The organism is Streptomyces profundus, from assembly GCF_020740535.1.
Taxonomy (GTDB): Bacteria; Actinomycetota; Actinomycetes; order Streptomycetales; family Streptomycetaceae; genus Streptomyces; species Streptomyces profundus.
The window spans coordinates 2,977,006-2,997,044 of record NZ_CP082362.1 but is presented as its reverse complement, the minus strand read 5'-3'; the positions used below and the strand labels follow the sequence as shown (position 1 = coordinate 2,997,044).

The window sequence follows — 20,039 nt, the reverse complement described above, 5'->3', positions numbered from 1 at the left end:
GGAGGCCGCTTCCGGCCACCGGCGGGGGGACGGCTTGGGCGTGGCCCGGCCGGAGAGGCAGACTGGGCAGCATGGTCACGCACGAGAACCTCCTCGGGGGTCCGCCCCCCACCCACCTTCCCGACGACCCGGAGCCGCGCGAACTGCTGGCCTCGGGCACCTCGCCGGCCGAGGTGGCGGCCAAGTACCCCGCCTCCTCGCTCGCCTGGGCGCAACTGGCGGACGACGCGTTCGGCGACGGCCGCGTCGTCGAGTCCTACGCCTACGCGCGCACCGGCTACCACCGTGGCCTGGACGCGCTGCGCCGTAGCGGCTGGAAGGGGCACGGCCCGATCCCGTTCGAGCACGAGCCCAACCGGGGCTTCCTGCGGGCGCTGCACGCGCTCGCCCGGGCCGCCGGCGCCATCGGCGAGCAGGAGGAGTACGAGCGCTGCTCGCAGTTCCTCAGGGACAGCTCGCCGACCGCCGCCGACACGCTCTCCTGACCGGGGCGCCGGCCGGGCCACCGCCGGGCCGTGCCCTCGTCGCCGGAACCTGGGCGCCCCGAACACCACGGGGCGCCTTCGCCGTTGCTCCGCGACCGACACCACCCACGTCAAGCATGGCAAGGGAGCCCACCGGCGTGACCCCCCAGGACCCCTCGGGACCCCACGCGCTCGCCGCGCTCGTCGCGCGCGCCCGCGCGCTGGACGCGGCCGATCCGCTCCGCGCGGTGCGGGACCGGTTCGTGCTCGACGACGATGTGGTCTATCTGGACGGGAACTCGCTGGGCGCGCTGCCCCGCGCGGTGCCGGGGCGGGTGGCCGAGGTCATCGCCGAGGAGTGGGGCCGGCTGCGGATCAGGGGCTGGACGGAGGCCGGTTGGGACACCGCGCCCGAGCGGATCGGGGACCGTCTGGGGCCGCTGCTCGGCGCCGCCCCCGGACAGCTGGTGGTGGGCGACTCCACCAGCGTCAACCTGTTCAAGGTGCTGGTGGGCGCGGTCCGGCTGGCGGCGCCGGAGCGCGACGAGATCCTTCTCGACGGCTCGACGTTCCCCACCGACCGCTATGTCGCGGCCTCCGCCGCCCGGATGACCGGGCGCGTCCTCCGGGTGCTGCCGCCCGCCGAGATCGCCGGCGCGGCCGGGCCCAGGACCGCCGCCGCGCTGGTCAACCATGTGGACTACCGCACGGGGGCACTGGCCGACCTGCCGGGGATCACCGCCGCCGTGCGGGAGGTGGGCGGCCTCAGCGTCTGGGATCTCTGCCACAGCGCCGGGGCGCTGCCCGTGGAACTCGACCGGAACGGCGTGGACTTCGCGGTCGGCTGCGGCTACAAGTACCTCAACGGCGGCCCGGGGGCGCCCGCGTTCTGCTATCTGCGGGCCGAGCGTCTCGACCGGTTCGACTCGCCGCTGCCCGGCTGGTGGTCGCACCGCGACCCGTTCGCGATGGCGGACGAGCACCTGCCGCATCCGACGGTGCGGCGGGCCCGCGTCGGCACGCCCGACGTGCTGTCGATGCTGGCGTTCGAGGCGGCGCTCGACGTCTGGGACGGCGTGGAGATCGCGGCGGTGCGCGCCAAGAGCCTGGCGCTGACGGACTTCTTCCTCACCTGTGTCGGCGCCCTGGTGCCCGAGGGGGCCCTGTCCTCGCTGACCCCGGTGGAACACGCCAGGCGCGGCAGCCAGATCGCCCTCCGCCACGTGGAGGCGCGGCGGTTGACGGCCGCGCTGGCGGACCGTGGGGTGGTCGGCGACTTCCGGCCGCCCGATGTGCTGCGTCTCGGCTTCACCCCGCTCTACACCGGCTTCGCCGAGGTGGCGCGCGCCGCCGCCGCGCTGGCCGAAGAGGTCGCGCGGTGACGGCCGACGGGTCCCTGACCACGGCTCCCTAGGCCCCGTTCTCGTCGAACTCCGGCAGCGGCTCGCCGAGGTAGTCGGCCGAGACCGTCTCGGTGAGTCGGGCGTAGGCGACGATGTTGGAGTCGTAGCCGCCGTCCTCCGCCCAGCGTCCGCCGCAGGTGATCAGGCGCAGTTGGGGGGAGGTGACGGAGCCGTAGACCCGTTGGTCGGGGAAGTCGGCCTTGGGGTACTGCTCCACCGAGTCCACCGTGAAGACGGCGATGGAGCCGTCCGCCCGGTCGATCTCGATGGTCTCGCCCGGCTGGAGCATGCCGAGCCCCGCGAAGGCCGCCGGGCCTTCGTAGGTGTCCAGATGGCCGACGAGGATGGCCGCGCCGCGCTCGCCAGGGGAGACGCCGCCCGCGTACCAGGCGGCCCGCATGGCGTCCTCCTCCGACGGCGACGGCGGGCCGCCGTCCGGCGCCAGATCGGCGCCGAACACCTCGACATCGGTGGCCAGATACGGAATCCGGACCCGGATCGGCGCCGCGCGCTCCAGCGGCGCCGCCAGCTCCTCGTAGCCGTACTCGCCCAGGACGGCGGCGTCCGGGCCGGTGCCGGGGGCGTCCACCGCCTCGGGGCGGGACACGCCCTCGGCGATATCGCTGGAGGAGCGTGCCTCCCGCACGGCCGTGGCGCCGTCGCCCTGGCCGCCGCCACGCGGCGCGAACACCCCGATCAGCAGCCCGAGCACGACCAACGTGGTGGCGATGGTCGTCTCCAGCCGCCGGCTGCGCAGCGCCAGCCGCTGCTGTCGGGTGCGCGCGCCAGGGGGCGCGGGCGGCGGCCCGGCGGCGCCGCGCACCGCCGTGGCCACCGCGACCCTGGCCTGACGGAGCGTCGCCGGCCGCGCCCGGCCCTTGACCAGCCCCGTCGCCGCCCCACCCACCCGGCCGGCCCGGCCCGCCAGCCGCCGGCCGGCCGCCGCCGACCACGCGGCGGCGAGCCGGTACCAGTGGTGGGCGCGCCGGGTCACGGCGGTCAGGAGCGCCGGGCGTTGCCGGCGCTTCGCCGGCTCGCCGCCCGGGGGCCGCCCGGCGCGGCGTGCCGCGCCGGGCCGGCGGAGGGACCGGAGCGAGGGGAGACGCGGGATGCGCGGCCTGGGCAGCGCACGCGGGATTCTGGGCACGCCGCGCTCGTCAGTAGTAGTAGTGCGAGCCGGAGCGGCGCCGCTTGGCGAGGAACACGTAGCCGACGCCGCCGGCCACCGCGACACCGCCGCCGATCGCCAGCGCGGTGGCCTGCGAACCGCTCTCGCCGCCGCTGCCCGAGCCGCCGAAGCCGGCCTCGGCGCCACCGCTCGGGGTGCCGGCCGTGGCGGTGAAGTTGGCGGAGAGCTGGACGCCGTCCGCGCACTCCACCGTCACCGGGTACTTGCGGCCGATCTTCAGATCGTGCTTGATCTTGCCGGTGCCCACCCACTGGCCCGAGTCGCCCTGCCGCAGGGTGATCGGCTCCTTGAACGCCTCGGACCTGGCGGGCCCGCTGGGGCGGCACTGCGCCCGGACGGTGACCGAGGTGCCGGGAGCGCCCGAGCTGGGCGAGACGGTCAGCGGTGCGACGTTGTCCCAGGCGGGCTTGGCGTCGTCCAGCGCCGCCGGGCCCTCGGGGTTGACCGCCTCGGCCGCCTCGATGACATCGGCGATCTCCTGCGCCGGCGCCTCGTCCTCCTGGGCGAAGGCCGGACCCGCGAGAGCCAGGGTGAGCGCCGCCGTGGTGGCGGCCACGGCCAACGAGCGCGTCGGGGAGACGAACTGGGGGAGCCTGGGGGACTTGGGGGATCTGGTGGATCGCGTGGACTTCATGAACGGGTGACCTCCGTGGCGTCCGCCGCACGCGGAGTGCGTGACGAGCTGTCACCCATGCGAACAGTCCGTGACCGGGTCCGCATCCGGAGCTGGTCCTCGCGGGTGCCCCGCTGCTCCGTTGGGGAACGTCGCGCGAGGGCCGCCGCTGACCGGCTGTCAGCGGCGGCCCGGTGGCGTCCGGCCTCAGGTGAGGTCGAGGTCCCGGCGGCGCAGGCCCAGCATGCCGAGCCAACTCAGCCCGGCCGCAAGGCCGGTGAGCACCAGCAGCGGCACCCAGTCCAGCGCGGCGACCGGCACGCTCGGCACATGGCCGAGCGGCGAGAGGTCGCGGAGCACGTCGGGCAGATCGATCATCTCGCCCAGGAACGTGACCGCCATGGCGTAGCCGGGCAGCGCCCAGGCGGCTGCGACCGCCCGGGGGAACCAGCCGAAGAGCGCCAGCGCGCAGCTCCCGGTGAACCACACCGCGGGGGCGTAGGCCAGCGAGGCGGCCGTCAGCTCGGGCAACAGCGACGCGTCGCCCGTCGAGGCGGCGCCGGCCGCGCCGATGCCGAGCCCTGAGGCCAGCAGCACCAGCGTGGCGCCGCCCAGCGCGACGGCCAACTGGCCACCGGCCCACGCCGTTCGGGAGAGCCCGCTGGCCAGCAGCGGCTCGGCCCGCCCCTCGGTCTCCTCGGCGCGGGGCCGCACCAGGGTGGCCACCGCGGCGGCGGCGGCGACGATCGCCAGGATGCCGAGCGCCACGGAGGCGAACACCTCGGTGGCCGAGGCCCCGTCCAGCAGGAACTCCTTGGCCAGCGTGTCGATCTCGTCCAGCATCTGCTCGGCGTCGGAGAGGATCGACCCCAGCATCACGCCGAACAGCAGCCCGCCGGCGCCGAAGGCGATCAGGGTGCCCCTGGCCAGCCGGGTCGCCAGGCCCACCGGATGGGCCAACGACGGGTGCGCGTCGGGGGGCCCGGGAGGCGGTGGGCGCAGCCCCGCGTTGAGGTCCCGCATGGTGCTCAGCCAGAACGCGAGCGCGCAGAGCACGGCGGTCAGCGCGAGATGGAGCAGCAGCGGCCACCAGCGGTTGTCCAGATACGGGTAGGCGCGCTGCGCCCAGCCGATCGGCGACATCCAGGAGAGCGCGGCCGGTCCCACGTCGCCCACCGAGCGCAGCGCGAAGGCGGCGGCGATCACCGCGAAGCCGAGGCCGCTCGCCCCTCGGGAGAACGCGGTGATCTGCGCGGTCACCCCGGCCACCGCGGTGAACACCAGGCCGATGGCGGCCGTCACCGCGCCGTAGAGCAGCGCGCCCTCCGTGGTGAGCCCGTCCGAGCCGCCCATGGCGGCGAACAGGCCGGCGAGCAGTGCGCCGAGCAGCAGCGAGGCCGCGCCAGCCACCAGCAGCGCGGAGGCCAGTTGGGCGTGCCGGCCCAACACCCCGGAGCGCACCAGCTCGGCGCGTCCGCTCTCCTCCTCGACCCGGGTGTGACGGACCACCGTGAGGACGGTCATCAGCCCGACGGCGAGGGCGAAGATGCCGATCAGCTGGTGCGAGGTCATGGCGCCCAGGTCGTAGCCCTGGTCCAGATAGCGCTCGGGCCCGGTCATGGCGAGCCCGGCCGGGGACCGCATGGTCTCGGCCGCGGCCTCCCGGTCGGCGGGCTCCGGGTAGGTGCTCTGGAAGCTGGCGACGCTGAGCGCCGGGGTCAGCGTCAGCAGGGCCAGCCAGACGGGCAGCCGCACCCGGTCGCGGCGCAGCGCGAAGCGGACCAGGGTGCCGGTGCCGACCAGCGGCCCGCCGGCCGGGGGGCTTTCGGGGGCGGCGGTCGCGGTCATCGGTCGGCCGCCGTACGCGCGTTCTCGTTCTCGTTCTCGTCCCGGCCACGGTCGCCGTAGTGCCGGAGCATCAGCTCCTCCAGCGTCGGCGGATGGCTGACCAGCGCGCGGACGCCGAACTCGGCCAGTCGGCTGAAGACCTGGTCCAGCTGTGGCCCGTCGACGGAGAAACGGATCCGGTTGCCGTCCGTCGCCCCGTCGCCCGGACCGTCCTCGGTGCGCAGATCGTGCACCCCCGGCAGCTCGGCCAGGCCGGTGACCGGCCGGCTGGTGACCGCCTCCACGCTGGTGCGGGTGAGATGCCGCAGGTCATCCAGGCTGCCGGACTGCACCACCCGGCCCTGTCTGACGATGGAGACCCGATCGCAGAGCTTCTCCACCTGGGCCATGATGTGGCTGGAGAGCAGCACCGTCTGCCCGTTCTCCTTGGCCTCGCCGATCAACTCCTGGAAGACGACCTCCATCAGCGGGTCGAGGCCGGCCGTCGGCTCGTCCAGCAGCAGGAGTTCGGCGCGCGAGGCGAGGGCGGCGACCAGCGCGACCTTCTGCCGGTTGCCCTTGGAGTAGGTGCGGCCCTTCTTGGTCGGATCCAGCTCGAAGCGGTCCAGCAGCAGGGCGCGGCGTTCCGGGTCAAGGCCCCCGCGCAGCCGGGCGAGCAGGTCGATCGCCTCGCCGCCCGTGAGGTTCGGCCAGAGTTCGACGTCGCCCGGAACGTAGGCCAACCGCCGATGAAGCGGCACCGCCTGGGCCCAGGGGTCGCCACCCAGGAGCCGCACGGCGCCGGAGTCGGCACGTAGCAGGCCGAGCAGTACACGGATGGTCGTGGACTTCCCGGCCCCGTTCGGCCCAAGGAAGCCGTGAACCTCGCCCGTGCGCACGGTGAGGCCGAGACCGTCCAGAGCCCTGGTGCGGCCGAAGGTCTTGACCAGATCGACGATCTCGATCGCGTTGGATGAGGACTTCATGCCGAGGAACTTACGCTAACTTCAGAAATATGTGAAGCTAGCGAATAGTCAGGATGGGCAGTACGGCTGGCAGGATGTCGGGATGACCATGGAACGGAGTGCGGGGCACGAGAAGCCCGCGGGCGGGGGACCCGCTGGCGAGGAAACCGAGGGGGCCGATCCGGAGTACACGAAGGGCGTGGCCTCCTTCGTCGAGCGCTTCGCCGCCGACCTCAACGCGGCGGGGCTCCAACGGATGCCGTCCCGGGTCTTCGCCTGCCTGCTGGCCTCCGAGGACGGAGCGCTCAGCTCGGCGCAGCTGGCCCAGCGGCTGCGGATCTCGCCGGCCGCCGTCTCCGGCGCGGTGCGCTACCTCAGCCAGGTCCACCTGATCAGCAGGGAACGCCTCCCCGGCTCCCGCCGCGAGCAGTACCGGGTGGATCAGGACGTCTGGTATCGCAGCCTCACCAACCGCGACCAGATGTACCGCCGCTGGGAGCAGACCCTGCAATGCGGGATCGATGCCGTCGGCCCCAGCACCATGGCCGCCGAACGGCTCGCCGAGACCTCCGCGTTCATGGCGTTCCTCGAAGAGCAGATGGCCCGGCTGCTCGACGGCTGGCACGCCCACCGCGCCGTCTCCGGACGCCCGCTCGAAACCGACCTGCCGCGCCGGCGAGGCGACGCCACGACGTAGCCACCGGCGGTGGCGCGGGGCACGACGGCGGGCCTCCGGCGGTGGTGCGGGGGTTGGCGGCGGGCCTCCGGCGGTGGTGCGGGAGTTGGCGTTCCGCCTGCGTTCCACCTGCGTCTGCCCGCATGCCGGGCCGGCGAGGGCCGCCCGGCGCTGCGCGCTCGTGCCTCTCCGCTTCGGTCCCCCACCGCCGCTCAGCGGGCGGCGCCCGGCGCCCCGCGTTCGCTCCGCGCACGGCGCGCTGAGCCCGGCGGCCCGCGCCCTGCCTCCGTCGTTTCTGCCGCCGCTCGCCGCTCGCCGCTCGCCGCTCGCCGCTCGCCGCGCGTTCGTCGTTTCCGCCGCTGGTCAGCGGGCGGCGCCCGGCGTTCGTCGTTTCCGCCGTCGGTCGGCGGGTGGTGTCCGGCGCTCCGCGTTCGCTGTTCCCGCCGCCGGTCGCCGCGCGGTGTTCCGCGCCCCGCGTTCGCTGTTGCCGGTGTCGGTCGGCGGGTGGTGTCCGGCGCTCCGCGTTCGCTGTTCCCGCCGCCGGTCGCCGCGCGGTGTTCCGCGCCCCGCGTTCGCTGTTGCCGGTGTCGGTCGGCGGGTGGTGTCCGGCGCTCCGCGTTCGCTGTTCCCGCCGCCGGTCGCCGCGCGGTGTTCCGCGCCCCGCGTTCGCTGTTGCCGGTGTCGGTCGGCGGGTGGTGTCCGGCGCTCCGCGTTCGCTGTTCCCGCCGCCGGTCGCCGCGCGGTGTTCCGCGCCCCGCGTTCGCTGTTGCCGGTGTCGGTCGGCGGGTGGTGTCCGGCGCTCCGCGTTCGCTGTTCCCGCCGCCGGTCGCCGCGCGGTGTTCCGCGCCCCGCGTTCGCTGTTCCCGCCGCCGGTCGGCGGGTGGTGTCCGGCGCTCCGCGTTCGCCGTTTCCGCCGTCGCTCGGCGCGCGGCGCCCGGCGGCGCGCCTCCGCCGCCCCGCCGCCGCTCAGCGGGCGGCGCCCCGCGCCCCGCCGCCCCCCGCCGCTCAGCGCTCAGCGCGCTGAGCCCCGCGATCCGCCTCCGTCGTTTTCGGTGGCGGGGGGTGGGTTCAGGGGCAGCGTCAGGTGTGGGGGACGGTGAGGCGGAGGGCGTTCGGGCGGACGGTCCAGGTGCGGGTGTGGGTGGGGCCGAGGTCCACCGCGTTGGCGCGGTAGCTGAAGCCGGCCCCCGAGACGGTGATCGACGTGGCTCGGGCGCGGACCAGGCTGTCCTTGCGGCCGGCCCGGACGACCACATCGGCCAGCCCGTTCGCCGGCAGCACGGAGACCTCGGCGACCGGCCGGTCCAGATCGGCCAGCAGCCGGCCGTCGGCCTCCACGCGGAGCCGCTGGCTGGGGCGGGCGCGCTGGCGGGGGAACGGCACCGCGCGCCACCAGGCGCTGGCCGGGCCCTGGCCGCCGGGGGCCGGGATGCCGAGGCCGCCGAGGACCACGCCGCCGGCGTCGTCGGTCAGCACGTCGAGGCGGCGGGTGTGGCCGGCCAGCACCGCGCGGGAGGCCGCGACCGCGTCCGTCGGCACGCCGAGGGCGTGCGCCAGGGAGACCGAGCCGCCGACCGGGACCACCCCCAACGGATGGGCGCCCAGGGCGCCTTCGCCGTGCAGCAGGCGCACCGCGCGCAACAGGGTGCGGTCGTCGCCGACGACCACGACCTGGCGTCCGTTCCTGCGGGCCAGCGCGCGCGGCATGGATCCCGGCTGGTCGAGGACGCAGACCTTGGCCGCGTCGCCGGCCCCCGCGCACAGCACATCCTTGGCGATGCGCACCGATTCCCCGTCCACGCGCCTGGCCGTCGGGTCGATGACGATGAGCACCTGACTGTTCGCCTCCCGGCTGCGTCTCCCGTAAGCTCTCTGTGCAAGAGCCCCTGTCGCGATTGCGCAGGGGTTTCGTCGATCCGGGGCAGCTGAAGCGTAGATGCCCCGCTCGAAAGGGGTGTACGCCTGTGCCCGCACTTGTGCTGCTCGGCGCTCAGTGGGGTGACGAAGGCAAAGGCAAGGCCACCGATCTGCTCGGCGGCTCCGTGGACTATGTTGCGCGCTACCAGGGCGGCAACAACGCTGGTCACACCGTTGTGGTGGGCGACCAGAAGTACGCGCTGCATCTGCTGCCGTCCGGCGTTCTCACGCCCGAGTGCACCCCGGTCATCGGCAATGGCGTGGTCGTCGATCCGCAGCAGCTGCTCGCCGAAGTGCGAGGGCTGAACGAACGGGGCATCGACACCTCCAAGTTGCTGGTCAGTGGCAACGCCCATCTGATCACGTCCTACCACCAGACTCTGGACAAGGTCTCCGAACGCTTCCTCGGCAAGCGCAAGATCGGCACCACCGGGCGCGGTATCGGCCCGGCCTACGCCGACAAGATCAACCGGCAGGGCGTCCGGGTCCAGGACCTGTTCGACGAATCGATTCTTCGGCAGAAGGTCGAGGCCGCTCTCGACCAGAAGAACCAGCTGCTGGCCAAGATCTACAACCGGCGCGGCATCCTCGTCGAGCAGGTGGTCGAGGAGCTGTTGGGGTACGCCGAGCCGCTTCGGCCGTATGTCTGTGACACCACGCTGGTGCTCAACCAGGCGCTGGACGAGGGCAAGGTGGTGCTGTTCGAGGGTGGCCAGGGAACCCTGCTGGACGTCGACCACGGCACCTATCCCTTTGTCACCTCGTCGAACCCGACGGCCGGCGGAGCGTGCACCGGAACGGGTGTCGGGCCGACCAGGATCGACCGGGTGATCGGGATTCTCAAGGCCTACACCACACGTGTGGGTGCCGGGCCCTTCCCCACGGAGCTGATGGACGCGGACGGCGACCGACTCCGTTCGGAGGGTCACGAGTACGGCGTGACCACCGGCAGGGACCGCCGCTGTGGCTGGTTCGACGCGGTGATCGCCCGGTACGCGGTCCGGGTCAACGGGGTCACCGACTTCTTCCTCACCAAGCTGGACGTGCTCAGCGGCTGGGAGCGGATCCCGGTCTGTGTCGGCTATCGGATCGAGGGCCGCGAGGTGAGTGAACTCCCGTACAACCAGAGCGACTTCCACCACGCCGAGCCGATCTACGAGTACCTGCCGGGATGGCAGGAGGAGATCTCGGCGGCGCGGTCGTTCGAGGAGCTGCCGAAGAACGCGCAGGCGTATGTCGCGGCGCTTGAGGAGCTGTCCGGGGCCCGGATCTCCGCGATCGGGGTCGGCCCGGGACGGGACGAGACCATCCAGATCCACCCGCTCCTCTGACCCCACTCGGGCTGACCCCACTCGGGTCGGTTCCGGGGTCGACCCGGGTCAGCGTGCGGAACGGCCCGTGGGCCGGGCGAGGGCCTCGGCCCCGCCCGGCCCACGGGCCGTGTGCTGTGCTCGACGTCAGTCGGTGAGCGTGGCGTCGAAGCTGTCGTCCGGGTCGCCCATCGGGGAGAACGTGATGACCTCGGGGTCGTCCTCCTCCTCGGGCCAGTGCACCCGGTAGCTCGGCAGCGGGTCGCAGCCGTTGGACTGGTCCTCGCCGGGGCCGATGATGATGTGGTCCGTGTAGAGGGCGCCCGAGACCATGACGGACTCCCAGGTGCAGCTGCCGTCCGTGAACGTCAGCGCCAGCTCGCCCGGGTAGCTGGTGGTCTCCATGTCGATGGTGAGGCCGCCGGCGGTCCAGGTCTTGCTGTGGATCGGGTAGGGCATGGAGTCCCGGTCGGGCTCCCGCTGGGCGGGCGCCAGCTCGCTCTCCGCCGAGTAGCCAGCGGCTGTCCAGGTCAGCGAGCCGCCGTTGTAGGCGAGGGTCTGCTCGCCCCACGGGCCGCAGTCCGCGTCGGACGGCCACTGCTGGTCGATGTAGTCACTGGTCAGGACGACATCGGTGCCGGCCGCCTCGACCAGCGACGACTGCTCCACGCAGAGCGAGTTGGCCAGCACCGTGTACTGGGTGGTGACCAGGTCGCCGGCCATGCCCTCGGTGATCTCGACGCGCTGGAACCAGACGGCCCCGTCGTTCCTGACGATCTCGCCCTCCCAGGCGCCGACCATCTCCAGGGGTATCTCGCCCGTGCCGAACTCCGGCGGGTCCTCGGTTGGCGGGTCCTCCGTGGGCGGGTCCTCGGTGGTGGGCGGGTCGGTGGGGGTGGTCTCGCCCGTCGGTGTCGGGGCGGGCGGGTCGGCCTTGTTGTTGTCGTCGTCGCCGCCGGCCAGCGCGAACACCGCGATGCCGGCGATCAGCGCGAGGCCGGCCACCGCGGCGACCACGATCCACAGCGTCCTGTTGTTCCGCCCGCCACCCGGGCCGCCGGGACCACCGGGGCCCATCGGGCCGCCGGGCGGCCCGTAGCCACCGGCGCCGTAGCCGCCGCCGTAGGGGTTGTTGGGGTCGCTCGGATGGCCGTAGCCGGGGACGCCGTGCGCCTGCTGCGGGTAGCCGTAGGCCCCGCCCTGCTGCGGGGGAACGCCCTGCTGGGGCGGCATGCCCTGGCCCTGCGGGCCATAGCCGGCCGGCGGCATCGCCGAGGTCATCGTCGCCATCGCGTCGACCGGCCCGTTCGGATGCGGGCTCGGCGGCGGGGTCGCCGGGACGCTCAGCTGGGTGGGCGTGGGCGGCGCGGCGGGCGGCGGGCCCGGCATCGCGGACGGCGGTGCCGGGGTGGGCGGCGCGCTCGGCATCGCCGGCGGCGGGGAGCCGGCCGGCAGCGGCGGCGCCTGGAGCGGGTCCTCGGAGTCCAGCAGCTCGACGGCGTGCCGGCCGAGCTTGGCGATCAGCGCGCCGGGCAGCCAGGGCTCGTCGTCCGCCTCGTCCGTGGCGGTGGCGTCCAGGAGCTGGTCGAGCGAGGGCCGTTCCGCCGGGTGGCCCGCCAGGCAGGCCTCGATCAGCGGGCGGATGGCCTCGGGGACCTCGGTCAGGTCCTGCTGGTTCTGGACGATCCGCAGCATCAGCGCGGTCATCGCGCTGTTGGCGTCGCCGAACGGGGTGCGTCCCGTGGCGGCGAAGGTGAGCACCGAACCGAGGCAGAAGATGTCGCTCGCGGCCGAGAGGGTCTCGCCGCGGCACTGCTCGGGCGACATGAAGCCGGGGGAGCCCACGGCGGCGCCGGTCCTGGTGAGACCCTCGCTGGTCGCCTCAAGGGCACGGGCGATGCCGAAGTCGATCACCCGGGGACCGTCGATGGTGATCATGACGTTGGACGGCTTGAGGTCGCGGTGGACCAGGCCGGCCGCGTGGATGTCGCGCAGGGCGCGCACCAGACCGTTGGCCAGGATGCGAAGGGTGCGTTCCGGCAGGCGGCCGTAGGTGCTCGCGACCACCTCGTGGAGGGAGGGGCCGGCCACATAGCCGGTCGCCACCCAGGGGGTCGCGGCCTCCGTGTCACCGTCGAGTACCGGAGCCGTCCACTCGCCCCCGACCCGGCGGGCGGCGTCCACCTCGTGCTGGAAGCGCTGCCGGAACTCCGGCTGGCGGGCCAGCTCCGGCTGCACCACCTTCACGGCCACCGTGCGCCCGCGGTCGGAGCGGGCGAGATAGACGCTGCCCATCCCGCCGGCGCCCAATTTCCCCAGCAGCCGGTAGTGGCCGACGCGTTGGGGATCTGTCGGCCCGAGCGGTTTCATGCTGTCTTACTCCTCTTCGGTCCGGTAAGCCTCTTGAGAATACGGTCGCCCCTGCACAGAAAGGAGGACAGAAGCCGAACCGTGATCGGTTCCCCGCAAACCGGTTCGACTCTCGACTGTGCCAATTCGTGACCTGAGGCCGCCCCGTCGCCTGCCCAGCTGCCTACCTGGTTGCCTGCCTAGTCGTCGCGCTCGTGCTCGACCGGGGTCTTGTCCAGGGAGTTCAGCCAGATGATCTGAATCGTGTCATCCTCGTCCTCCTTGAGGTTGACCCTGATCGCGGCGTATATCCCGCAGTCGACATCCGTACCGGACTCCACCAACTCGTCAGGGCCGAAGGTCAGTTGATCTTCCTCCACCCGGACGAGACGGTTCTCCCAGACACAGTGCAGACTGTCGTTGTCCTGCTCGCGCCGTTCGAAGCGCAGCAGCCGGTCACCGACGGCGCCCTGCTGGACGGTGATCACGTCCGACCAGCTGTCTCCGCTGTCGCTCTCGGTGAACTCGTTGGCCCAGTCGTCCACGAGCGCCTCGGGCACATCCTCACCCGAGCTGGCCGGACCGGAGTGCAGGGTGGTCTCCTGCTCCCCGTATGTCCACACCATCTCACCAGGTTCACCTTCGCTCCCCTCGACCAACCGCAGACTCTGCACGGTGCTGTTGTCCCGGCACGCCTCCGTCGTCTGGTCCTCGGGAACGCTCCAGTTCGACTCCTCCGTGAAGTTCAGCTGATCGTCGAAGGAGTCGAGCCGCACATCATAGGCGCAGAGGGTGTCGGGCGTGAGCGTCAGGGCGCTACCGACGAGTTCGCCCTCCTTGCCCTGGTCGATCTCGAAGCGCAGCTCCCGCGCGTCGCCGCTGGCGCTGCTGTACTCGCCCTGCCAGACGCCCAGATACGCCTCGTCGATGGTGGCGCCACCGCCGCCGCCTCCCAGCCTCGTCACCAGCACCACGACCAGCACCACCAGCACGAGTCCGGTGGCGATCAGCGCCGCGATCGGCCCGCGCCGGGAGCGCCAACCGGAGCCTCCCGCGCCCCTGTTCGCGCCGGGGTAGGGCGTGCCGGGGCCGTAGGAGCCGGAGCCCGGCATCGACGGGTGCGGCCGGCCGGCGCCGGTCGACGGATAGCCGAGGCCCGGCTGGGAGTAGGGCGAGGGGATCGGCTGCGGGCGCGAGCCCGGCCAGGACCCGGAAGATGCCTGAGCCGCCTGGGCCGCCTGGGATGGCGCGCCGGGCGGCCCGGGCGGCGGGGGCACGCTGCCGGCGGGGCGCGGGGCACCCGGGGAACCCGGTGAGCTCTGCGGAGACGGGTGGGGCGTGGGGTCGGCGGCGGGGGCTGACTCCGGCAGCGGCGTGGTCGGCCCGGTCCTGGGCTGGCCAGGCAGCACCGGGTTGTCCACCCGGCTGAGCGGGTTCTCCGAGTCCAGCAACCGCACCGCGTGCCGGCCCAGTTGGGCGACGAGCGCGCCGGGGAGCCATGGCTCCCTCGACGAGGTGTCGGGCTGCGTGGCCGCGAGCAGCTGGTCGACGCCGATCCGCCGCTCCGGCTCCTTGGTCAGGCAGCCGCTGATCAGCGGGTGCAGCGACTCGGGCACGCCGGTGAGGTCGGGGCCCTCCTCGGCGATCCGGAACATCAGGATGTGCACGCCCGAGTCCAGCGCGCCGAACGGGGTCCTGCCGGTCGCCGCGTAGGCCAGCAGCGAGCCCAGGCAGAAGATGTCGCTGGCCGGGGTGACCCGCTGGCCGCGCACCTGCTCGGGCGACATGAACCCGGGCGAGCCGACCGTGGCGCCGGTGCGGGTGACGCCGGGGCCCGGGCCCGGCTCCAGGGCGCGGGCGATGCCGAAGTCGATCACCCGGGGGCCGTCGATGGTCATCAGCACGTTGGACGGCTTGAGATCGCGGTGGACCAGGCCGGCGCCGTGGATCGCGCGCAGCGCGTGCCCGAGGCCGTTGGCCAACAGCAGCACGCTGCGGTCGGGGAGCGGCCCGTGGTCCCGGCCGACCACCTCGTGGAGCGACGGGCCGGCTATGTAGCCGGTGGCCACCCATGGCGTGGCCGCGTCCGTGTCGGCGTCGAGCACCGGGGCCGTCCAACGGTCGCCGACGCGGCGCGCGGCGGCGATCTCGTCGGCGAACCGGCGCCGGAAATCGGGCTCCTGGGCCAGTTCACTCTTGATCGTCTTGACCGCGACCGTACGCCCGCGTTCGGAACGGGCCAGATAGACCTGGCCCATGCCACCCTCGCCGAGCCTGCCGAGCAGCCGGTACTCGCCGATGCGGTGCGGGTCCTGCGGCCTCAGGCGATCCATATGGAAACTGACTCCCCCGGTTATGACATTGGTTCCCTTCCCGAGGATAGAGGTGAATGTCGTCCCGGCTCACGTGGGATCAGGCCCCGTTCGACCGCCGTGCGAAGGGGCACGCGGCGTGGGCTCGCTACTGCTCAGGGACGGTGGGGAGTTCGGTCAGCGCCCGCGACAACTCGGTGAGCGCGGCGAGGACGCGCTCGCCCGGTGCGACGCCGCCCAGGGCCTCGACGAGGGCGTGGGCGGCGTCCGCGTGGGCCGGGTTGATCCGGTCGATCGCCGCGCGCCCCGCCGCCGTCGGCGCGAGCAGCTTCGCCCTGCGGTGCGCCGGGTTGGGGCGGTACTCGGCGAGGCCGCGTTCGACCAGCAGATCGGCGACGCGCTGCACGCTCTGCCGGGTGACGCCCATGGCGCGGGCGATGCCGGCGGCCGGCAGCGGCTCGCGCAGCACCGCGCCGAGCACCTGCCACCAGGCGGCGGTCAGCCCGGCCGGGCGGGAGAGCCGCTCGGCCAGCTCCAGGAACTGCCCGTTGAGCCGGAAGACCGTGAGCGCGGTGTCGGAGAGCAGCGTCTGGGCCGCGGCGTCCCCCGAGGTCACCTGGCGGCCTCGGCGGCGGCCAGCACGGGGTAGGCGCTGGCGTCCGAGTGCGCGTAGAGCCGGAACCAGGCGTCCAGCACCTCGGGTTCGAGGACGTCGAGCCGGGCGAGGATCTCCCGGGCGAAGGGCTCGGGGTCGGTCGGCCCGGCCGTGATCACATCGCGGTCGGTCACGGCATCCGCCTCCCGGTAGTGGGCGGCGCCGCCGTATCCGCTGGCGGCCAGCATCCCGGCGGCGCCGCTGGTGTGGGCGCGGTCGTCCAGCAGGCCGGCGCGGGCCAGGCCGAGGGTGGCCCCGCAGATCGCCGCGACCGGCACGCCAGCGGCCACGAACTCTCGCGCGGCCTCGGCGAACGGCGCCAGCGTCTCGCCCGCCGTCCAGGTCTCGGCGCCGGGGAGGATCAGCAGCGCGCTGTCGGCCGGGTCGAGCCGCTCAAGCGGGAGATCCGGCAGGACGCGCAGCCCGCCCAGGGTGGTGACCGGCTCGGGCCCCGGCCCGACGGAGAGCACCCGATAGCCGTGGCCGGCCAGGGTCGCGGTGGCGTGCCCCGTCTCCCAGTCGGCCATCGTGTCGTAGACGGCCAGGTGGACCGTGCCGTTCTGGAGTGTGTCATCGGGGTGTGCGCGCATCAGCGCCTCCTTTGTTGACAGCAGGCTGTCGTATCGACAGCCTGCTGTCAAGTGTGAGTCTGTAGTCTGGGCTGCCGTGATTCAACGCAGCACCCTGCGGGAGCAATTGGCGGACGCCCTGAGGGAAGAAATCCTGGCCGGACGGCTCGCCCCCGACGCCGAGTTCACCGTGCGGGAGATCGCCGAGCAGTACGGAGTCTCGGCGACCCCGGTGCGCGAGGCGCTGGTCGACCTGTCGGCGCAGGGGCTGCTTGAGGTCGAGCAACACCGGGGCTACCGGATCAAGCAGCTCTCCCTCGTCGACTTCGAACAGATGGTCGAAGCCCAGGCGCTGGTCAGCGACGGCTTCCTCTGCCGCAACCCGGCATTATCCCAACACTGGGCCGAGCCCGAGACGTTCACCTCCGTCCGCCGCCGCGCCGTCGCCGCACGTCAGGCCGCCCTCGCCGGCGATCTGGACATACTCATCGGCTACGACCTGCGGTACTGGCGCGAGTTGGACGCGCTCATGGGCAACCCCCACATCGGCGACTTCCTCGACCGCCTCCGGGTGCGCTGCTGGGCGTATCTGGTGCCCGCGCTGCGCCAGCGCGGGCGGCTCGCCGGCCGCCTCTGGGCCGGCCACCTCCCCCTCACCGACGCCGTGGAACACGGGGACACCGCCGAGACCCGACTGTTGCTCGGCGAGTACCGATCCCACATCCTGGCTCTCGCGGCCGAACTCGACACGCCCTGAGCCGCCAGGCCCTACCCTTGGCCTGAAGCAGCCGGACCAGAACGACGCGCCCCGACCCCGAGAACCCCCCGCACCGTCGACCCGCACCGTCTGGACTGAGAGTGAGCTTCCTACGTGGCCTGTGACCTCTGGTTGGTCCCCCTCGTCGATGTGCTGTGCCACAGCCCCGACAACCCGTTCGCCGAGGAGATAGCCGGCTATGACCGGGCCCTCTCCGACGCCGGGCTCCCCCCGGTGCCCGTCTTCGGGTACGTGCCCGGCACGGTCGGCGATGTCGCGCCGGTCGCCGGCTTCGACTACACCGCGCTGCACCTGCTGCGCCGTGCCTATCTGCTCCAGCTCAGCGGGCTGCCGGTGACCCCGGCCGCCGAGCTGGACGGCGACTACCAGCAGCTGCTCGAAATGTTCGAGAGCGGAGCCCAACAGGCCCATCTGGTCTGGCACTCGGACCACGCCGGCGCCTATCTGCCGGTGGACTTCCCGCATCCGCTGGTCAACGACGACCTGCTGGCCGGCGGCGGGCCGCTCGGCTCCAGCCACGGACTCCTTCGCGAACTGGAGCTGGTCGCGCCGGCGCTCGACATCGACCCGGCCAGGCCGCCGGCGCCGCCGAGCCCGCCGAGACGCCCGACCCGACTCGACGAGCCGGCCGAAGGGGCCCCCGTCGACGCCGGTCCGTTCGCCCAGGAACGTCACGTCTGGCTGGGACTGCACGCCGCGGCCACCCGCAGCCTGGCCCAGGGCTCCATGATCGTCTTCAGCTGACCCCTCGCGCCGGGCGGTGCCCTCACGCCGGGCGGGCGCTGGCGGGTTTGCCGCTGCGCGGCGCCCTCGCGCCGGGCGGGCGTTGGCGCCGGGGCGGGTGGTGGTGGGTTTGCCGCTGTGTGGCGCGCCCTCGCGCCGGGGGCGAGCGCCCTTGTGCTGGGGGGACGGTTCGCGTCCGCTGCGCGGCGCCCTGCGCCGGGGCGGGCGTTGGCGGGTCTGCCGTTGGGCGGTGCCCTCACGCCGGGCGGGCGTTGGCGGGTTTGCCGCTGCGCGGTGCCCTGGCGCCGGGCGGGCGTTGGCGCCGGACGGTGCCCTCGCGCCGGGCGGGCGTTGGCGCCGGGCGGTGCCCTCGCGCTGGGCGGGTGGTGGTGGGTTTCCGTTGCGCGGTGCCCTGGCGCCGGGCGGGGGGTGGCCGCGGTGCCCTCGCGCCGGGCCGGCGTCTTTGGGTTTGCCGCTGCGCGGCGGTGCGTTTGCGCCGGGCGGGAGCGCCCCTGCGCGGAGCCGCCGTTGGCGGGTTCTCGGCTGTGCGGTGCCCTTGTGCGGGGTGGGTTGTTGCGTCGGGTTGGTGTTGGGGGGTTCGCGGCCGTGCGGTGGTGTTCTCGTGGCGGGTGTGGGCTGGCGGGTTGGCCGCGTTCGCCGTGCGGTGCCCTCGCGTCGGGTCGCCGTTGGCGGGTTGGCCGGTGCGCGGTGCGCTTGTGCGAGGTGGTTTCTGTCCGGTGTCGGTGCCCGTGTGGGGTCCCCGCGTCGGGGCTGTTCGTCCGTCGGTCTCGTCGGCCCGAGGGGCGGTCCGTTCGGCCTCGGGCATGTGGTGCCCGTCCGCCGTTTGTCTCCGGGGGCCCGGGTGGCCGGGCGGGGTGGCTGTTCGACCGGGTGGTGGACGCCACGGCGGGGCGGGCGGCACGCCGTTAGGCTGCCCGCGTGAGAATCCTCGTCATCGGCGGTGGCGCCCGCGAACACGCGCTGTGCCATGCCCTCTCCCACGACATGGCCGTCTCCGCGCTGCACTGCGCGCCCGGCAACGCCGGCATCGCCGAGCTGGCCGACTGCCACCCGGTCGACCAGCTCGACGGGCAGGCCGTGGCCGCCCTGGCGCTCCGCCTCGGCGCCGACCTGGTCGTCGTCGGCCCCGAGGCGCCGCTGGTCGCCGGCGTCGCCGACGCGGTCCGCGCCGCCGGCATCGCGGCCTTCGGGCCAGGCGCCGAAGCCGCCAGGCTGGAGGGCAGCAAGGCGTTCGCCAAGGAGGTGATGGCAGCCGCCGGGGTGCCGACCGCCCGTGCCCACGCCTGCGCCACCCCGGCGGAGGCGGACGCGGCGCTGGCCGAGTTCGGCCCGCCCTACGTGGTCAAGGACGACGGCCTCGCCGCCGGCAAGGGCGTCGTCGTCACCGAGGACCTGGCCGTCGCCACCGCGCACGCCCGTTCCTGCGAGCGGGTGGTGATCGAGGAGTTCCTGGACGGGCCCGAGGTCTCCCTCTTCGCCGTCACCGACGGCGAGACGGTCGTCCCGCTCACCCCGGCGCAGGACTTCAAGCGCGCGCTCGACGCCGACCGGGGCCCCAACACCGGTGGCATGGGCGCCTATTCGCCGCTGCCCTGGGCCGACCCCGAACTCACCGAAGAGGTGCTCCAGACGGTCCTGCGGCCCACCGTCGACGAGCTCCGCCGCCGGGGCACCCCGTTCTCCGGGCTGCTCTACGCGGGCCTGGCCCTCACCCGGCGCGGGGTGCGCGTGGTGGAGTTCAACGCGCGCTTCGGCGATCCGGAGACCCAGGTGGTGCTCGCCCGCCTCAAGACCCCGCTGGCCGGGCTGCTCAACGCGGCGGCCGTCGGCGAGTTGGCCGGCCATCCGCCGCTGCGCTGGTCGGACGGGGCCGCCGTCACGGTGGTGATCGCCGCCGACGGCTACCCGGCGGCGCCGCGCTCGGGCGATCCGATCGAGGGGCTCGACGCGGTCGCGGCCGAGGACGGGCCGGGCGCCTACGTGCTGCACGCCGGCACCCGCAGGGACGAGGCGGGCCGGGTGGTCAGCGCGGGCGGCCGGGTGCTCTCCGTCACGGCGCTCGGCGCCGACCTGACGGAGGCGCGGGAGCTGGCCTACCGGGCGGTGGGAAGGGTCGAGTTGGCCGGATCACACCATCGAACGGATATCGCCGCGCGGGCAGCCTCTGACCAAAGCCCCACCATCGAGTGACCGAATCCCCGTCCGGCTGACGTGCCCGCCACACCCAACTAGGGTGCGGCGCACACCCAACTAGGGCGCGTCGCAACG

General features: G+C 73.8%; 16 protein-coding genes. 7 read left to right on the top strand and 9 right to left on the bottom strand.

All coding sequences use genetic code 11. From position 1 onward, the window contains the following. Positions 1 to 71 precede the first annotated feature (71 nt). Together K4G22_RS13120 and kynU are read left to right on the top strand one after the other, a co-directional pair. A complete protein-coding gene (locus K4G22_RS13120; RefSeq protein ID WP_228080372.1) occupies positions 72 to 485 on the top strand; it encodes a DUF3151 domain-containing protein in 414 nt (137 codons plus the stop codon). Positions 486 to 601: 116 nt separating this feature from the next. Then, a complete protein-coding gene (gene kynU, locus K4G22_RS13115; RefSeq protein WP_425336670.1) occupies positions 602 to 1,846 on the top strand; it encodes a kynureninase in 1,245 nt (414 codons plus the stop codon). Between the two features lie 28 nt (positions 1,847 to 1,874). Here the strand turns inward: kynU and K4G22_RS13110 are convergent, their stop codons facing one another. The 4 genes from K4G22_RS13110 to K4G22_RS13095 form a co-directional block, all read right to left on the bottom strand. After that, positions 1,875 to 2,861, bottom strand: coding sequence for a class F sortase (locus K4G22_RS13110; RefSeq protein WP_228080368.1), 987 nt, complete (start codon positions 2,859 to 2,861; stop codon positions 1,875 to 1,877). A gap of 163 nt (positions 2,862 to 3,024) precedes the next feature. Beyond that, entirely contained in the window at positions 3,025 to 3,690 is a 666-nt protein-coding gene (locus tag K4G22_RS13105; RefSeq protein ID WP_228080366.1) for a hypothetical protein, read from the bottom strand. A gap of 186 nt (positions 3,691 to 3,876) precedes the next feature. After that, on the bottom strand, positions 3,877 to 5,517 hold the full coding sequence (locus K4G22_RS13100) for an ABC transporter permease (RefSeq protein ID WP_228080363.1): 1,641 nt from the start codon (positions 5,515 to 5,517) through the stop codon (positions 3,877 to 3,879). Beyond that, a complete protein-coding gene (locus tag K4G22_RS13095; RefSeq protein WP_228080361.1) occupies positions 5,514 to 6,482 on the bottom strand; it encodes an ABC transporter ATP-binding protein in 969 nt (322 codons plus the stop codon). The genes K4G22_RS13100 and K4G22_RS13095 overlap by 4 nt, the downstream gene beginning before the upstream one ends. A gap of 82 nt (positions 6,483 to 6,564) precedes the next feature. Here K4G22_RS13095 and K4G22_RS13090 point away from each other — a divergent pair, with 82 nt between their 5' ends. Continuing rightward, complete coding sequence (locus K4G22_RS13090; protein WP_228080359.1) at positions 6,565 to 7,158, top strand: GbsR/MarR family transcriptional regulator; 594 nt, start codon at positions 6,565 to 6,567, stop codon at positions 7,156 to 7,158. Positions 7,159 to 8,217: 1,059 nt separating this feature from the next. Here the strand turns inward: K4G22_RS13090 and K4G22_RS13085 are convergent. Beyond that, the gene (locus tag K4G22_RS13085; RefSeq protein WP_322785093.1) at positions 8,218 to 8,970 is read right to left on the bottom strand and encodes a diacylglycerol kinase family protein; all 753 of its coding nucleotides are present in this window, start codon (positions 8,968 to 8,970) and stop codon (positions 8,218 to 8,220) included. A gap of 131 nt (positions 8,971 to 9,101) precedes the next feature. On the opposite strand from K4G22_RS13085, the gene K4G22_RS13080 reads away from it, so the two are divergent. Then, the gene (locus K4G22_RS13080) at positions 9,102 to 10,385 is read left to right on the top strand and encodes an adenylosuccinate synthase (RefSeq protein WP_228080357.1); all 1,284 of its coding nucleotides are present in this window, start codon (positions 9,102 to 9,104) and stop codon (positions 10,383 to 10,385) included. 126 nt (positions 10,386 to 10,511) lie between these two features. Here K4G22_RS13080 and K4G22_RS13075 read toward each other — a convergent pair whose 3' ends face one another. The 4 genes from K4G22_RS13075 to K4G22_RS13060 form a co-directional block, all read right to left on the bottom strand. Next, positions 10,512 to 12,734, bottom strand: a complete 2,223-nt coding sequence (locus K4G22_RS13075) for a serine/threonine-protein kinase (protein ID WP_228080355.1) — start codon at positions 12,732 to 12,734, stop codon at positions 10,512 to 10,514. Positions 12,735 to 12,913: 179 nt separating this feature from the next. Continuing rightward, positions 12,914 to 15,046 (bottom strand): serine/threonine protein kinase, encoded by a 2,133-nt coding sequence (locus K4G22_RS31810; RefSeq protein WP_322785092.1) that lies wholly within the window; start codon positions 15,044 to 15,046, stop codon positions 12,914 to 12,916. 127 nt (positions 15,047 to 15,173) lie between these two features. Then, complete coding sequence (locus K4G22_RS13065; RefSeq protein ID WP_228080353.1) at positions 15,174 to 15,641, bottom strand: MarR family winged helix-turn-helix transcriptional regulator; 468 nt, start codon at positions 15,639 to 15,641, stop codon at positions 15,174 to 15,176. Next, positions 15,638 to 16,270, bottom strand: a complete 633-nt coding sequence (locus K4G22_RS13060) for a DJ-1/PfpI family protein (RefSeq protein WP_228080351.1) — start codon at positions 16,268 to 16,270, stop codon at positions 15,638 to 15,640. Before K4G22_RS13060 ends, K4G22_RS13065 begins: the two co-directional genes overlap by 4 nt. 79 nt (positions 16,271 to 16,349) lie before the next feature. Here K4G22_RS13060 and K4G22_RS13055 point away from each other — a divergent pair, with 79 nt between their 5' ends. The 3 genes from K4G22_RS13055 (at position 16,350) to purD (ending at position 19,961) form a co-directional block, all read left to right on the top strand. After that, positions 16,350 to 17,006: a GntR family transcriptional regulator gene (locus K4G22_RS13055; RefSeq protein ID WP_228084071.1), complete on the top strand. Its 657-nt coding sequence runs from the start codon at positions 16,350 to 16,352 to the stop codon at positions 17,004 to 17,006. A 114-nt stretch (positions 17,007 to 17,120) separates the two neighbouring features. Beyond that, the gene (locus K4G22_RS13050; protein WP_228080348.1) at positions 17,121 to 17,771 is read left to right on the top strand and encodes a hypothetical protein; all 651 of its coding nucleotides are present in this window, start codon (positions 17,121 to 17,123) and stop codon (positions 17,769 to 17,771) included. A gap of 918 nt (positions 17,772 to 18,689) precedes the next feature. After that, positions 18,690 to 19,961 (top strand): phosphoribosylamine--glycine ligase, encoded by a 1,272-nt coding sequence (gene purD, locus K4G22_RS13045; protein ID WP_228080346.1) that lies wholly within the window; start codon positions 18,690 to 18,692, stop codon positions 19,959 to 19,961. Positions 19,962 to 20,039 lie beyond the last annotated feature (78 nt).